The sequence below is a fragment of the Brevibacillus centrosporus genome, assembly GCF_046622605.1.
GTDB classification, from domain to species: Bacteria; Bacillota; Bacilli; order Brevibacillales; family Brevibacillaceae; genus Brevibacillus; species Brevibacillus centrosporus.
The window spans coordinates 3,553,834-3,566,250 of the sequence record NZ_CP176856.1; the positions used below are offsets into that span (position 1 = coordinate 3,553,834).

Annotated in this window: 16 protein-coding genes; all 16 read right to left on the bottom strand. The window is 49.6% G+C overall.

From position 1 onward, the window contains the following. The 16 genes from fliQ to fliG all read right to left on the bottom strand — a co-directional run bounded on the left by fliQ (window position 1) and on the right by fliG (window position 12,406). A complete protein-coding gene (gene fliQ / locus ACLIN2_RS17915) occupies window positions 1–270 on the bottom strand; it encodes a flagellar biosynthesis protein FliQ (RefSeq protein ID WP_092266671.1) in 270 nt (89 codons plus the stop codon). A gap of 30 nt (window positions 271–300) precedes the next feature. Beyond that, window positions 301–1,062 carry a flagellar type III secretion system pore protein FliP gene (fliP, locus tag ACLIN2_RS17920; RefSeq protein WP_092266670.1) on the bottom strand — a complete coding sequence of 254 codons (762 nt, stop codon included), beginning with the start codon at window positions 1,060–1,062 and terminating at the stop codon, window positions 301–303. Next, on the bottom strand, window positions 1,059–1,682 hold the full coding sequence (locus ACLIN2_RS17925) for a flagellar biosynthetic protein FliO (RefSeq protein WP_411501734.1): 624 nt from the start codon (window positions 1,680–1,682) through the stop codon (window positions 1,059–1,061). Before ACLIN2_RS17925 ends, fliP begins: the two co-directional genes overlap by 4 nt. A gap of 53 nt (window positions 1,683–1,735) precedes the next feature. Further along, a complete protein-coding gene (locus tag ACLIN2_RS17930) occupies window positions 1,736–2,098 on the bottom strand; it encodes a response regulator (protein WP_055746983.1) in 363 nt (120 codons plus the stop codon). A 35-nt stretch (window positions 2,099–2,133) separates the two neighbouring features. Continuing rightward, window positions 2,134–3,495, bottom strand: coding sequence for a flagellar motor switch phosphatase FliY (gene fliY / locus ACLIN2_RS17935; RefSeq protein ID WP_310230378.1), 1,362 nt, complete (start codon window positions 3,493–3,495; stop codon window positions 2,134–2,136). Further along, window positions 3,488–4,483: a flagellar motor switch protein FliM gene (gene fliM / locus ACLIN2_RS17940; protein WP_092266667.1), complete on the bottom strand. Its 996-nt coding sequence runs from the start codon at window positions 4,481–4,483 to the stop codon at window positions 3,488–3,490. The genes fliY and fliM overlap by 8 nt, the downstream gene beginning before the upstream one ends. A gap of 40 nt (window positions 4,484–4,523) precedes the next feature. Continuing rightward, window positions 4,524–4,979, bottom strand: a complete 456-nt coding sequence (locus ACLIN2_RS17945; protein ID WP_327928772.1) for a flagellar basal body-associated FliL family protein — start codon at window positions 4,977–4,979, stop codon at window positions 4,524–4,526. Window positions 4,980–4,993: 14 nt separating this feature from the next. After that, window positions 4,994–5,215: a flagellar FlbD family protein gene (locus ACLIN2_RS17950; protein WP_092266665.1), complete on the bottom strand. Its 222-nt coding sequence runs from the start codon at window positions 5,213–5,215 to the stop codon at window positions 4,994–4,996. Window positions 5,216–5,283: 68 nt separating this feature from the next. Then, window positions 5,284–6,102 carry a flagellar basal body rod protein FlgG gene (flgG, locus tag ACLIN2_RS17955; RefSeq protein WP_092266664.1) on the bottom strand — a complete coding sequence of 273 codons (819 nt, stop codon included), beginning with the start codon at window positions 6,100–6,102 and terminating at the stop codon, window positions 5,284–5,286. 93 nt (window positions 6,103–6,195) lie between these two features. Beyond that, window positions 6,196–6,591: a TIGR02530 family flagellar biosynthesis protein gene (locus tag ACLIN2_RS17960; RefSeq protein ID WP_092266663.1), complete on the bottom strand. Its 396-nt coding sequence runs from the start codon at window positions 6,589–6,591 to the stop codon at window positions 6,196–6,198. Window positions 6,592–6,615: 24 nt separating this feature from the next. After that, window positions 6,616–7,836, bottom strand: coding sequence for a flagellar hook-length control protein FliK (locus ACLIN2_RS17965; protein ID WP_411501735.1), 1,221 nt, complete (start codon window positions 7,834–7,836; stop codon window positions 6,616–6,618). Between the two features lie 66 nt (window positions 7,837–7,902). Further along, window positions 7,903–8,814 carry a MotE family protein gene (locus ACLIN2_RS17970; protein ID WP_310230371.1) on the bottom strand — a complete coding sequence of 304 codons (912 nt, stop codon included), beginning with the start codon at window positions 8,812–8,814 and terminating at the stop codon, window positions 7,903–7,905. A 12-nt stretch (window positions 8,815–8,826) separates the two neighbouring features. Beyond that, window positions 8,827–9,273 (bottom strand): flagellar export protein FliJ, encoded by a 447-nt coding sequence (gene fliJ, locus ACLIN2_RS17975; RefSeq protein WP_092266660.1) that lies wholly within the window; start codon window positions 9,271–9,273, stop codon window positions 8,827–8,829. 1 nt (window position 9,274) lies between these two features. Continuing rightward, window positions 9,275–10,594 (bottom strand): flagellar protein export ATPase FliI, encoded by a 1,320-nt coding sequence (fliI, locus tag ACLIN2_RS17980; protein ID WP_411501736.1) that lies wholly within the window; start codon window positions 10,592–10,594, stop codon window positions 9,275–9,277. Next, a complete protein-coding gene (locus tag ACLIN2_RS17985; RefSeq protein ID WP_092266658.1) occupies window positions 10,591–11,409 on the bottom strand; it encodes a FliH/SctL family protein in 819 nt (272 codons plus the stop codon). The genes fliI and ACLIN2_RS17985 overlap by 4 nt, the downstream gene beginning before the upstream one ends. Continuing rightward, window positions 11,393–12,406, bottom strand: a complete 1,014-nt coding sequence (gene fliG, locus ACLIN2_RS17990) for a flagellar motor switch protein FliG (protein ID WP_092266657.1) — start codon at window positions 12,404–12,406, stop codon at window positions 11,393–11,395. Before fliG ends, ACLIN2_RS17985 begins: the two co-directional genes overlap by 17 nt. Between the last annotated feature and the right edge of the window lie 11 nt (window positions 12,407–12,417).

The window sequence follows — 12,417 nt, forward strand, 5'->3', positions numbered from 1 at the left end:
CTACCCGACAAATCGATGGAGGTTTCCAAAGATCCCTGTTGTGAAATCCAGCATGACCCGAAGCATCCATGGCCCTACAGCCAGCAGTGTAATGAACACTGCCAAGATTTTGGGGATAAAGGCTAGCGTCTGTTCCTGAATTTGCGTCGTTGCCTGAAAGACGCTGACGAGCAAGCCGACCAGCAAGGCAACCCCCAGGGCGGGCGCAGCAAGCAGCAGGATGGTATATACCGAGCTTTGGGCAACCTGCATCAATAATTCTTGTGTCATGCTCTACCTCCTCGAACCCTTTGGGATTTCCTAAAAACTGATCAAAAGTGATTTCACAACCAGATACCAGCCATCCACCATAATGAAGAGCAAGATTTTAAATGGCAAGGAAATCATGACTGGCGGAAGCATCATCATCCCCATCCCCATCAAAATACTGGAGATAACCATGTCAATCACAAGAAACGGAATAAAGATCATAAATCCAATTTGAAAGGCTGTCTTCAGCTCACTGATCGCGTATGCTGGCACCAGTGCGCTCAGCGGTATGTCTTGGATCGTCTTGGGGCGTTCAGTCTTGGTATATTCCATAAAGAGCGCCAAGTCCTTTTCCCTCGTCTGCTTTGCCATGAACTCCTTAAAAGGCACGACCGCTGTATCAAACGCTTGCTGCTGGGTGAGTTTCCCCTGCATGAAAGGCTGTACAGCCGTCTCGTTCACTTTCCCCAGCGTAGGCGCCATGATAAAGAAGGTCATAAACAGAGCCAGAGCTATCAGCACCTGATTGGGGGGCATTTGCTGCGTTGCTAGCGCATTGCGAACAAAGGACAACACAATGACAATCCGAGTAAAGCTTGTCATCAGCAGCAAGATTGCGGGTGCTACCGATAATACCGTCAAAATCAGCAAGAGTTGAATCGCCGAGGATGTTTCTTGAGGCGTTCCCGCTCCGCCGCCAATCTTCAGATCAATGCTCGGAACAAGCGGTGTTCCCGCGGGAGCTGCCAGCACGATTTGCGGTAAAGCGAGCAGCACTGCGGCAATCACGAGCACCTGCCATACATGTTTCATTTTAGGTCCCCTCTGTCCTGAGCGTCCTCTTTGGTCCATACATCTGATTGGACCGGCCGTTTATTCACCTGGTTCCACTGACCATTCAGCAGGTCTTGAAATGTTTGACCGTCCACTTCTGATGTATAAAGAATTTCTTCGTCCACCTGCTTCTTTTTCCCGAATCTCAGCCATGGGAGAGAAAAGGAAGTTGCAAGCGGCTTAATCTCTGCGTCTGACAGGATAAGATCTACTTCTTCGCCTGGTTCAATCATTCGGAGCAATTGCACATTATCGCCAACTCCGACGATGTACAAAGACTCGCCAATCATCACGACTTGCATCGTCTTCCCATTTCCCAATGCAGCTGCAGATATGACCTTGATTGGCCCATGATTTTGTCCGATTTGTCTTTTGCCCAAAAAGCGGAGCAAGAAGTAAATGAGCACAGCGATAAATCCAAGCGAGAATATGACCTGAATCAAATATCCCCACATACTCGTATTTCCACTGCCCGGAATGGCCGCCGGCTGTTCGCCGCCGGCGGACGCATTGCTCTTTGGTGCATTCCCCTGATTGTAGGAATCCGCTACAGTACCTTCAGCCGATGCTACAACAGGAAGCGAGGCGACAAGCAGCATGATGAGACAACAAACCCATATAAGCCTTGTCCCTGCATTCCGGATGGTCCTCATTAGCTCAAGGTCTTTTTGATCGCTTCCAGCACGCGATCTGCCTGGAATGGCTTCACGATAAAGTCTTTTGCGCCCGCCTGAATCGCATCAATAACCATGGCTTGCTGACCCATTGCGGAGCACATGATGACACGCGCGTTCGGATCGAGCTTCTTGATTTCCTTCAACGCAGCGATCCCATCCATTTCAGGCATCGTGATGTCCATGGTAACCAGGTCAGGACCGAGCTCTTTGTATTTTTCAATTGCTTGAGCGCCGTCACTTGCTTCCCCAACTACGCTGTAGCCATTTTTCGACAGAATCTCCTTGATCATCATACGCATGAACGCTGCATCATCCACGATTAATACTTTGTTTGACATGATAGGCTCCTCCCAATGCTTCACTGTTGATTTCGTTATTGTAATTTTTGTACACGATCGAACTGACTGATGATATCTGTGACACGAACACCGAAGTTTTCGTCAATAACGACTACTTCCCCTTTGGCAATCAACTTGTTGTTTACCAAAATGTCGACATGCTCACCTGCCAGCTTGTCCAACTGTATAATTGATCCAGCGGACAAGTCAAGGATTTCTCTGATTAATTTCTTGGTGCGTCCGAGTTCGACTGTCACTTGCAGAGGAATATCGAGCAGCAGGTTCAGATTTTGCTCTTCACCCGATGCCATTGGGGCACCTCCAAGTGGCGCAAACTGCGCTGGTTTCACGTTTGCATGGTTGGCAGCAGGGCTACCAAAATGCTGAGGTGTCGGCGCTACTGGCGTTGGTGGATAAGCAGGCGGGTACGCCGCGTATCCTGCGTGCTGTGCGTACGGATCCGGGTATACGGGCGGTTGTCCTGGATACCCCATTGGTTGCGCGTACATGGGTGGTGGTGCATAGCCCATTGGCGGCTGCTCATACATAGGCTGCTGTGGCGCTGCTGGAGGCACATAGGCCGGTTCTGGTTGGGTAGGAGCGGCTGCTATCGACGCAGCTGCTGCAGCATGTGTGATCGTCTGTGCGCTTGGCATCTCGATCGCAGCCGCAGCCGCTGCTACCTCTTCATCTGTTCCGCCAACTAGTTTGTCGATCATCTTTTTCGCAAAAGACAGTGGCAAGAGCTGCATAATGTTTGAATCGATGAGTTCTCCATGCTCGCCCACTTTCAAGCGGAAAGAGACTTTCACAAGCGGGCTGTCATCTTCGCTGAAGCTGTCGCCACCTTTTCCTTGCGCCAGATCCATCACGTCAATGCCAGGAGGAGTAATATTGATGAACTGGTTAAAGATCGTCGACATCGAGGTCGCTGCCGAGCCCATCATTTGGTTCATTGCCTCTTGCACCGCACTGATGTGGAGCTCGGAAAGATCCGTATTTTCAGGTCGTCCTTCTCCACCCATCATCAAATCGGCGATGACGGCTGCATCCTCCATGCGAATGACCAACAGGTTTATTCCTTTAAAGCCGTCTGTATATTCCACGTGCACAGCTACATGTGGAATTGGAAATTCGCCTTCCAGCTCGTTCACGTTGACGACCGAAACGGTCGGGGTTGTGATATCCACTTTCTGGCTCAGCAAAGTGGAGAGTGCCGTGGCTGCACTACCGAAGGAAATATTTCCGATCTCCCCAAGCGCGTCCTGTTCAAATGGGGAAAGATATTCGGCAACATCCTGTGTCACAGCCGAAATCGCTTCCTCTTCATCCTCAACCAAGTTGTTCGCGCGAAGCAGCGCGTCAATCTCGTCCTGAGAAAGCATGTCTCTACTCATTGTGTTCCTCCCCCTCCTCTATGACTTCATCAATCTGAACAGCCACTTTCCCTTTCATGGTTCCTGGCTGTCCGAGGAATTTCAGCGTATTGCCGATCTTGATCTTCAGCTTGCTATCCAAGGATTGATCCAACTGAATCACATCGCCTGTCTGCAGCTGCAGGAAATCGTGTACCGAAATCGAAGCCGTTCCCATCTCTGCGATAATCGGCAGCTTTGCAGTCTTCACACGTTCCTCAACACGCAACCGTTCTTCCTCATCACGTGTCTTTTTCTGCTTCGAGAACCAGTACTGTCCAGACAGCTTGGTCATGATTGGTTCGAGTACCACGTGTGGCAAGCAAAGGTTGATCATGCCCGTGGTATCGCCGATTTTGGTACTGAACGAAATGACCACCACAATCTCGTTTGGTGAGACGATCTGCATGAACTGCGGGTTCATCTCAAGCCCTTCCTGATACGGATCCAGCTCAATAATCTGTTTCCATGCCTCGTGGAATGTATCTAGCGCTTTGCCAAACACACGCTCCATCACCGTTGTTTCAATTTCCGTAAGAGCCCCCATTTTTTCCGGGATCGCGCCCTGCCCCCCAAGGAGACGATCGAGCATGGTATAAGCGATGTTTGGGTTCACTTCCAGGACCATACGACCTTCCAGCGGCGGTGCTTCAAAGATGTTGAGAATGGTCATTTTGGGAATGGAACGAATAAACTCGTCGTACGGCAATTGATCGACGGAGGCAACCGTAATTTGCACGAAGGTACGGAGCTGAGCGGAAAAATACGTCGTCAACAATCGGGCGTAGTTTTCATGAATCCGGGTCAAGCCACGGATTTGATCTTTGGAAAAACGCAGAGCTCGTTTAAAGTCATATACTTTTACTTTGCGCTCAGTCTCTTCTTTTTTCAGCTCGTTGGCATCCATTTCTCCTGATGAGAGTGCCGCCAACAAGGCATCAATCTCACTTTGTGAGAGAACCTCGGCCATATATCGTCACCTCCTTGCTATGTATACCTGCATCGCTTCCTTAGGACAAGACGCGTTTGGTCGTCACGACTTGGACGATTTTACCTTCTTGCATCAGGGAGCTGATTTCATTCATAATTTTGGCTTCCAGCTTGTTGACGCCTTCAGTGCCTTTGATATCTTCTGGACTTAAACCTGCCAATGTTTTAATGATGACCTGATTGATCTGCGGCATGCGCTGTTCCAGTTCCTCTTTGGCATCGGAATTGTCTGCGGTAATTGTGAAGCGAACAATCATGTAATTATTCGTCAGCAGGTTCGTGGTAATTTCACCTGTATCCACCGAGTATTCCTGCATTTCCTTTGCTGACAACGGTTCTAATTGCTTCTCTGCTCCGCTAGTCGTTTGTGCCGCTGGGGAGAGATACGTCTGCCAGAGCACGAAAGAGATAACTCCCAGAAGCGATATCGCGATGATAATAATTAGAGCCATGTTAAACAACCGATTTTGAAACATCGCAAAGCCTCCCGCTATTCATTTACATCGTCCGGCATTTTAGGTGCACTGCTTACCGGATGAACGTTTTGATAAAAGGCTTGGACACGTTCAGCGATTGACTCTGCCGAATCTTTGACGATGTACTTCCTGTCGTTGAACAGAGTAATCACCGTATCGGGAGTAGCCTCTACCGTCTCGATATGAGTGATATTGAGATAAAAAGTGTTCCCGTTAAAACGAGTTAATTTGATCATTGGCTGCTCCTTTCGGGTAGGGAGGAGGGAAAGAACGATTCCTTCCCTCACTCATCCTTTAGAACCAATTATCGTTTCAGGTTAACCAGTTCTTCCAACAGCGTGTCAGAAGTCGTGATGATCCGCGAGTTTGCTTGGAAGCCACGCTGTGCCACGATCATCTCGGTGAACTCTTCAGACAAATCCACATTGGACATTTCCAGCTGACCTGCGATCACACTCACTCTTGCATCTGTAGCCGTAGTAGGAGTCAGTGGATCGTCATCACGGGCACCTGCGTTTACGGTGTTTTCATAAAGCGAGTTTCCAACCTTCTTCAGACCGCCTGGGTTGTTGAACGTCATCAGGCCGACAGTGTTATCAGAAGCAAGAGCACCTGTATCGTCCACCGTGGTAATTACGCCGTCTTTCCCGATCGAATAGGAAACGATTCCGTCCGCTTGGCTGATCTGGATAGCCGCCCCATCGGAGTTCATCAGCTTCATGCCTTGGGAGTTCACCAGGAACCCTTGCGCATCGCGCGTGAAGTTACCCGCACGCGTGTAGTACATGGTTGCACCGTCATCAGGGCTTACCATGAAGAACGCGTCACCCTCAATGGACAAATCCGTTGGGAGGTTGGTCGTCATTGGGCTACCAGCGGAAAATACAGTGTCAATCGAGCCAATGGAAGCACCCAGACCAATTTGCGTCGGGTTGGTTCCGCCTTTTCCGTCATCCGTTGGTGCACCCGCACCCTGGATGTTTTGGCTCAAAATATCTTGAAACATAACACGGCCTTTTTTAAAGCCGACGGTATTCACGTTTGCGATGTTATTTCCGATTACGTCCATTTTTGTTTGGAAGCCACGCAAGCCAGAAATACCCGAGTACATGGAACGAAGCATAATCTGTTTCCTCCTCTACATAAGTTCGGTTACCTCAGTCGGTCAGTAACCTTTGGGCTTCCTCGCGTGAGGTCCAGCCCATTGCTGCCATCACTACACGAAGATAGCACTATCGATATTGGTAAACACATTGTCCTTCATGCTTCCATCGTCGACAGCGGTAATGATCTTCCGATTTACGATGCTCACGACGTAGGCCACATTATCCATCAGAATGAGAGATTCTTTGGCTCCTTTGGAAGCCGCCTTTTGTACGGCTGTTTCCAGACGTTCCATTTGAGGGGCATCGAGCGTTATCCCCCGTTCCTTCAGTCGATTAACAGCGTGCTGGCTAATGCCTAGGGGCTGCGTTTTGGCTTGCGACCCCAGCGACTCCGTCAAAAACTGCTGAAACGATTTGCCGCTTCCCTGAGCGATCTGGGCAGTGGGTTTGGTGACGTGATTCGTTTTCGGAGGGAAATAGGTCTGCGATACATGAAAGGGATTCATCGCGCTTCCTCCTTTATTCCATTCCTAGACGATATCGTCGATGCCTCGTGCGGATTCACGGAGGCGATTCCATAACGATTCTGTCGATTCATTGTTGTCTACCAGAGCATCTAAGGCGAATTCCTGCTCTTCCTGCTCTTCCTGCTGGTTGCTGTTATTCTGCTGTTGTCTTGCCTGCTCTCGTTGCTGCTGGAAGCTAAAGGCTGTTTCCTGCTGTTGGTTCACTTCCAAGCGGTCTACTTGCAATCCCTGTTGAGTCAAAGCTGCACGCAGCTGTGACAGCTGGTTGTCGAGCATATCTTTGCCTGCCTGGGTCTCAGCAGAGAAGTGAGCAGTGATGACCCCGTTATGGGAGGTAATCGTTACATCAACTTGTCCCAAAGACTGCGGATTCAAGATCAGCTTCGCTTCATGAACGCCATTCATTTGTGTCAGCTGCATTTGCTTTACAAAAATTTGCGTTACTTGCTGGGTTAACTGATTGGCATGAACATGATGCGTAGGTACAGATGGTTGCCCAATGGTCTGGTTCGATTGCAATTGGTTTGCAGTTGTCACCGGACCTTGTGCTGTTGTAAACGGCAGTCCGCCATCCTCATTTCCGTCCTGATTCGTCAGGTTCGAGCCTTGCGCTGCAGACTGTACGGTTTGAGACTGAATGCCGGCTTCTGCTTTATAAGCAGAAAGACCTTGATGGAAGCGCAATGGCTGGATGTTTTTATTTACATCCTGCTGTGCGTTGCTACTGCTCGTAACTACATCAGAGCGAGTGAGCAACGGACTTTTTTTCCCTGAATCCTGATCGCTTTTTTGAGCTTTCAGGTCTGCCAGCAGAGCAGTTAATTTCTCCAGTTCAGCAGATGCTGGTTCGCCTTCAGTCAGCTTCGCGAGCAGCTGCTTCCAGTTCTCAGGAATTTGCGGCAGTTGGCCTTGTGCTTTTTGCAAAAGCTGATCAATCGCTCCTGCTTTTTCTTCCAGCTTCGGCTCAAGCTCTTCTTGGGAATGCTGACCGGAAGCTAGCATTTGGGCGAGCAGTGCCATTAATTCTTGCAGCGCATCCATGTCTTCCTCACTCAGGCCCTCAGGCGCCAATGCAAGCTCCTCTGCTGCCGGCATATTTTGCAGGGCCTGTACCATTTGCATGGAGAACAGCTCACCGATCCCTGCACTTCCTGTAGCTGCTCCTGTCGTCGCAGTCACTGTACCGGAAGCTCCTATTGGAGTCGTCACACTTGCTACATTCATCTCATTCACCTCCCCTATTTTGGTTTGTTGCTATAGAAACGATAATCGAGCAGTGTTACCTGTCTATTATCGAAGCAACTCCTCAGTAATGCGGGCTGCTAGGTTGTCATCTTTTTTCTTGTCTTCCTGAGCAATCGCCGCAAGTGTTTGTGCCCGTTTATCCTCAGGCATCTCGGACAAAATCGAAATGGCTCTCGATTTATTCGTCTGCATGAGCGAGCGAATCACAGCAGCTGAATCAGCCGGAGGCATTTGAGCAAATGAATTGATCAATGATTCTTTTGTCCCCGCGTTATTCGAAGACTCATTTTTGGTAGCGCTCAAAGCTTGTGTCAGGACTTGCACTCTCTCTTGCAGTGCTGCGATATCCGCGTCCTTGTTGACTACAGAATCTTTGAGCATGATGGAAATGTCCGCCGCTTTCTTTGGTTCCATCTTCGCCAAAATATCGGCACGCTGTGCAGCCTTCATTTTGGTCATCACAGTGACTGCTTCCTCTACGCTAAGGTTTTCGATAATGGCTGCTGCATTTTTCGCAGACATCGTCGTATACACTTTTGCCAAGTCTGCAAACTGCTGCTGACGTTCCTCTTCTGTGGCTCGTTTGCTTTCCATCATCTTTTTCAGATCATCGACTTGCTTTTCCAATGCTTGGATTGTCGAATCTTTCTTCGCTGTTTCTTCCTTTAATGAAGAAACAGCTTGCTGACTTTTCACCTGATCCGTTTGCAGAGTGGAAACCTGCTTGGTTAACTCTTCTTTGGGATCAGAGCCGGGAGCCGCTGCATATTCGTCCGGGACTAGCTTTTCCACGTACGGTACGGATTTGGCCCAATGGAGAACATTCCCCAGCACGTTGACCCCCAGCAAGCTGAGAAGCACACCGCCAAGGAGGCTAGCAAACAGCGCAGGAATGACAATCATGTAAAAAAACCATTCCCACTTGCCGTACTCCCGTTCTTCTTGGATTTCTTCCATCTGGTACCTCCCTCAGTTGCTTCGCCGCAGATAGAGCTGGGTGCCGATCTCATCCAACTCTTTTTGCTCCCTCATCTTTTCCGCATCCATATATTGAATGAGGGATTTTTCTCGCAGACGCTGCCACAGCTGCGTTTCTTTCATTCTCTCTGTTAATCGTGACTGGCAGCGCTCTACATCCTGCTCACATCCATGCAAGGTCCGTTGCTGATTGGTGATGGAGCGCTCAACGGCTTGCTTGTAATGCGTAATCTCGATGAGCTGCGCAGCGCTGCAGGTTTGCGTCTGTGCTTCCTGAAGAAGCAGTGACATTTCATCGTGGTGCTCATGCAATCGGTACAGCTTCCCTTCTTCTTCGTTTTTCCGCTGAACCGATTTCCCGAATGCCCACTCCGCCTGCTCCTTCTCCTTTTCCTTCAGATCCAGAACTTTTTGGAGATGAAACTGAAACACTTTCACGCTAGTTCACTCCTCCGAAATGTGCGGTCAATGCTTTGATGGCACTCTGAATCGTGGATGGCTCGTGAGTCCCCTGTGCCGTAAAATCGCGGATAATATCCCGGTAGCGTATCGCAGCATCGATTTCTCGATTGGTTCCTGGTTTGTACGCACCGATATTGATCAAGTCTTCCGCATCACTGTAGGTGGCCAAATGTCTTTTCAGCTGTCTGGCAGCTTCCATATGGTCGTCACTGACGATCTCTGTCATGACCCGACTTACGCTGGCGAGTACATCAATCGCAGGGAAATGCCCTTTTTGTGCGATTTTACGATCCAGTACGATGTGTCCATCCAAAATACCGCGCGCAGCATCTGCTATCGGATCATTCATATCATCTGAATCTACGAGAACGGTGTAAAATGCGGTAATGCTTCCGCGATCTGCTGTTCCTGCCCGCTCCATCAGCTTTGGCAGCATGGCAAAAACGGAAGGGGTGTAACCACGCGTTGCCGGCGGCTCACCGATTGCAAGCCCGACTTCACGCTGCGCCATGGCAAATCGTGTAACGGAGTCCATCATCAACATGACGTTCATGCCCCGGTCCCGGAAGTATTCTGCAATCGACGTTGCAATCATCGCTCCCTTGATCCTGATCATCGCAGGCTGATCAGAAGTGGCTACCACTACTACCGACTTCTCTAGTCCTTCTTCCCCGAGGTCTCGTTCAATAAACTCCATAACCTCGCGTCCACGTTCCCCGATCAGTCCGATGACATTGATATCAGCCGTTGTATTTCTCGCAATCATCCCCATCAGGGTACTTTTCCCTACACCGGATCCTGCGAAGATCCCCACACGCTGACCTTTCCCGATCGTAAGTAGTCCGTCAATCGCTCTGACCCCTACACTAAGTGCTTCCTTAATTCGTGGACGCAGAATGGGATTGGGCGGCATGTTGTTTGTCGGGTACGTGGAAAGTCCAAAGGGGAGCGAGCCTTGAAACGGACGTCCGAGGCCATCTAGGATCGACCCCAAAATCTCCGGCCCTACCTTCACTTCCAAAGAGCGACCCGTGGCAACAACATCGCAGCCAGGACCAATCGCAGTAAGTTCCCCTAACGGCATCAGCAGTACCTTGTTTTCTCGAAAGCCCACAACCTCTGCGATAATAGGCTCCTGACTATTGCTTGGGTACAAATGACAGATTTCGCCGAGCTTTACTTCTGGCCCTTGCGACTCGATAGTGAGCCCGACTACTTGTGTCACTTTTCCGTTCACTCGCATCGGATCGATTCCGACGAGCGCTTGTCTGTACTTCGATAAGTCGAGAATACTCATGGCGCTTCACTTCCTCGAGCAATTTCAAGCAACGCCTGCTTGATCTCTGTCAGTTGGGTATCGATTCGTGCATCTACACTTCCGAGTGGCGTTCGAATCACGCATCCACCGTCCTGAACGGTGTAATCGGGATAGACGGACAATTCCGCTTGACCATCCAGCAGCTCGAGCATTTGCGCACGATGCTCCTGCAAATAATCGAAGTGTTTGTGGTTTACACAAACGGTAATGTGTCCGTGAACCCGAGAGCGGCGAAGAACTTTTTTTGCTATCTCCAGCACATGATCAGGCGACTGCTGCAGCTCGGTCGTAATGACTTTCTTGGCAACTTCCATGCTAAGCTCTACTAAAAACGGTTCCGCCTCCGCGATAATCTGCTGCTTTTGGGAGAATGCTTGCTCTAGCACCTTGCGAGCTTGTCCGACAGCTTCTGTCTCTTCTTCGCGTGCGATCTGCTTTCCCGTTTCATATCCGCTGTCATGCCCTTCACGAGACGCCTGCTCGTGAACTTCCTGGAATAAGGCTGCTGCCTCCATCCTTTTTTGCTCCCACCATTGCTCAATCTCAGTCAGGGCCTGCTGCTTCGTTTGTTCGGCTTGTTCTGCTGCTTGCTGCAATATTTTTTGAGCGGTTTCTTCCGCGTCCTGTATGATGATTTGCGCTTCTGCCTCAGCATGATTTAAAATTTTTTGATTTTCTTGCAACCTTTCTGGATCTGATTCCGTCTTTAGGGGTGCAGGCGTTACCGCAAGGAGGACAGAATCGTCAGAAGGCTGATAAAAAGAGGCCTTGATGATCCTAGACAATGATATCATCTCCTCCACCGCGAGCGATGATGATCTCACCAGCCTCCTCTAAGCGACGGATAATGGCCACGATACGAGATTGTGCTTCTTCGACGTCGCGAAGTCGAACGGGCCCCATGAATTCCATTTCTTCTTTGAACGTATCTGCCATCCGTTTGGACATGTTCCGGAAAATGACTTCCCGCACTTCCTCGCTCGCCACTTTGAGCGAAAGCTGGAGATCGGCGTTTTCCACATCCCGGATAACCCGTTGGATGGAACGGTTGTCCAAAGTAGCAATGTCCTCGAACACGAACATACGCTTCTTGATTTCTTCTGCCAACTCGGGATCTTGAATCTCCAAGGAATCCAGGATCGTGCGCTCGGTACCTCGGTCTACACCATTGAGAACTGCAACAATTGCTTCGATACCGCCGGCCTGCGTGTAATCTTGAGTAACGGTAGCGGATAGCTTTTGCTCCAGTACTTGCTCCACTTGTGCGATTACTTCCGGAGATGTACTGTCCATCATGGCAATACGTTTTGCCACCTCTGCCTGACGTTCTTGTGGTAATGCTGACAAGATCATGGCAGCCTGTTGAGCTTCCAAGTATGACAGTACTAAAGCAATAGTCTGCGGATGTTCATTCTGGATGAAATTTAGAATTTGACCAGGGTCTGCTTTTCTGGCAAAATCGAACGGTCTGACTTGTAGGTTGGCTGTAAGGCGATTGATAATATCCATCGCTTTCGTCTCGCCAAGTGCTTTTTGCAAAATTTCTTTGGCGTACGTGATCCCGCCTTGTGCGATGACTTCTTTTGCAACTGCTATTTGATGAAATTCAGATAAGATTTTATCTTTTTCGTCCGTATCTACTTTTCGTACATTGGCAATTTCCAATGTCAGCTGCTCGATCTCATCTTCACGCAAGTGCTTAAACACCTGGGCGGAGATTTCCGGCCCGAGTGAGATGAGAAGGATAGCCGCCTTCTGTCGTCCAGTCAACTCTTTTGCGCCGCGAGCCATACCTTTCACTC

What these genes read in the sequence shown, in the direction of transcription:
- fliQ (WP_092266671.1), bottom strand. Translation starts at nt 270, where the DNA reads ATGACACAAGAATTATTGATGCAGGTTGCCCAAAGCTCGGTATATACC.
- fliP (WP_092266670.1), bottom strand. Translation starts at nt 1,062, where the DNA reads ATGAAACATGTATGGCAGGTGCTCGTGATTGCCGCAGTGCTGCTCGCT.
- ACLIN2_RS17925 (WP_411501734.1), bottom strand. Translation starts at nt 1,682, where the DNA reads ATGCTGCTTGTCGCCTCGCTTCCTGTTGTAGCATCGGCTGAAGGTACT.
- ACLIN2_RS17930 (WP_055746983.1), bottom strand. Translation starts at nt 2,098, where the DNA reads ATGTCAAACAAAGTATTAATCGTGGATGATGCAGCGTTCATGCGTATG.
- fliY (WP_310230378.1), bottom strand. Translation starts at nt 3,495, where the DNA reads ATGAGTAGAGACATGCTTTCTCAGGACGAGATTGACGCGCTGCTTCGC.
- fliM (WP_092266667.1), bottom strand. Translation starts at nt 4,483, where the DNA reads ATGGCCGAGGTTCTCTCACAAAGTGAGATTGATGCCTTGTTGGCGGCA.
- ACLIN2_RS17945 (WP_327928772.1), bottom strand. Translation starts at nt 4,979, where the DNA reads ATGTTTCAAAATCGGTTGTTTAACATGGCTCTAATTATTATCATCGCG.
- ACLIN2_RS17950 (WP_092266665.1), bottom strand. Translation starts at nt 5,215, where the DNA reads ATGATCAAATTAACTCGTTTTAACGGGAACACTTTTTATCTCAATATC.
- flgG (WP_092266664.1), bottom strand. Translation starts at nt 6,102, where the DNA reads ATGCTTCGTTCCATGTACTCGGGTATTTCTGGCTTGCGTGGCTTCCAA.
- ACLIN2_RS17960 (WP_092266663.1), bottom strand. Translation starts at nt 6,591, where the DNA reads ATGAATCCCTTTCATGTATCGCAGACCTATTTCCCTCCGAAAACGAAT.
- ACLIN2_RS17965 (WP_411501735.1), bottom strand. Translation starts at nt 7,836, where the DNA reads ATGAATGTAGCAAGTGTGACGACTCCAATAGGAGCTTCCGGTACAGTG.
- ACLIN2_RS17970 (WP_310230371.1), bottom strand. Translation starts at nt 8,814, where the DNA reads ATGGAAGAAATCCAAGAAGAACGGGAGTACGGCAAGTGGGAATGGTTT.
- fliI (WP_411501736.1), bottom strand. Translation starts at nt 10,594, where the DNA reads ATGAGTATTCTCGACTTATCGAAGTACAGACAAGCGCTCGTCGGAATC.
- ACLIN2_RS17985 (WP_092266658.1), bottom strand. Translation starts at nt 11,409, where the DNA reads ATGATATCATTGTCTAGGATCATCAAGGCCTCTTTTTATCAGCCTTCT.
- fliG (WP_092266657.1), bottom strand. Translation starts at nt 12,406, where the DNA reads ATGGCTCGCGGCGCAAAAGAGTTGACTGGACGACAGAAGGCGGCTATC.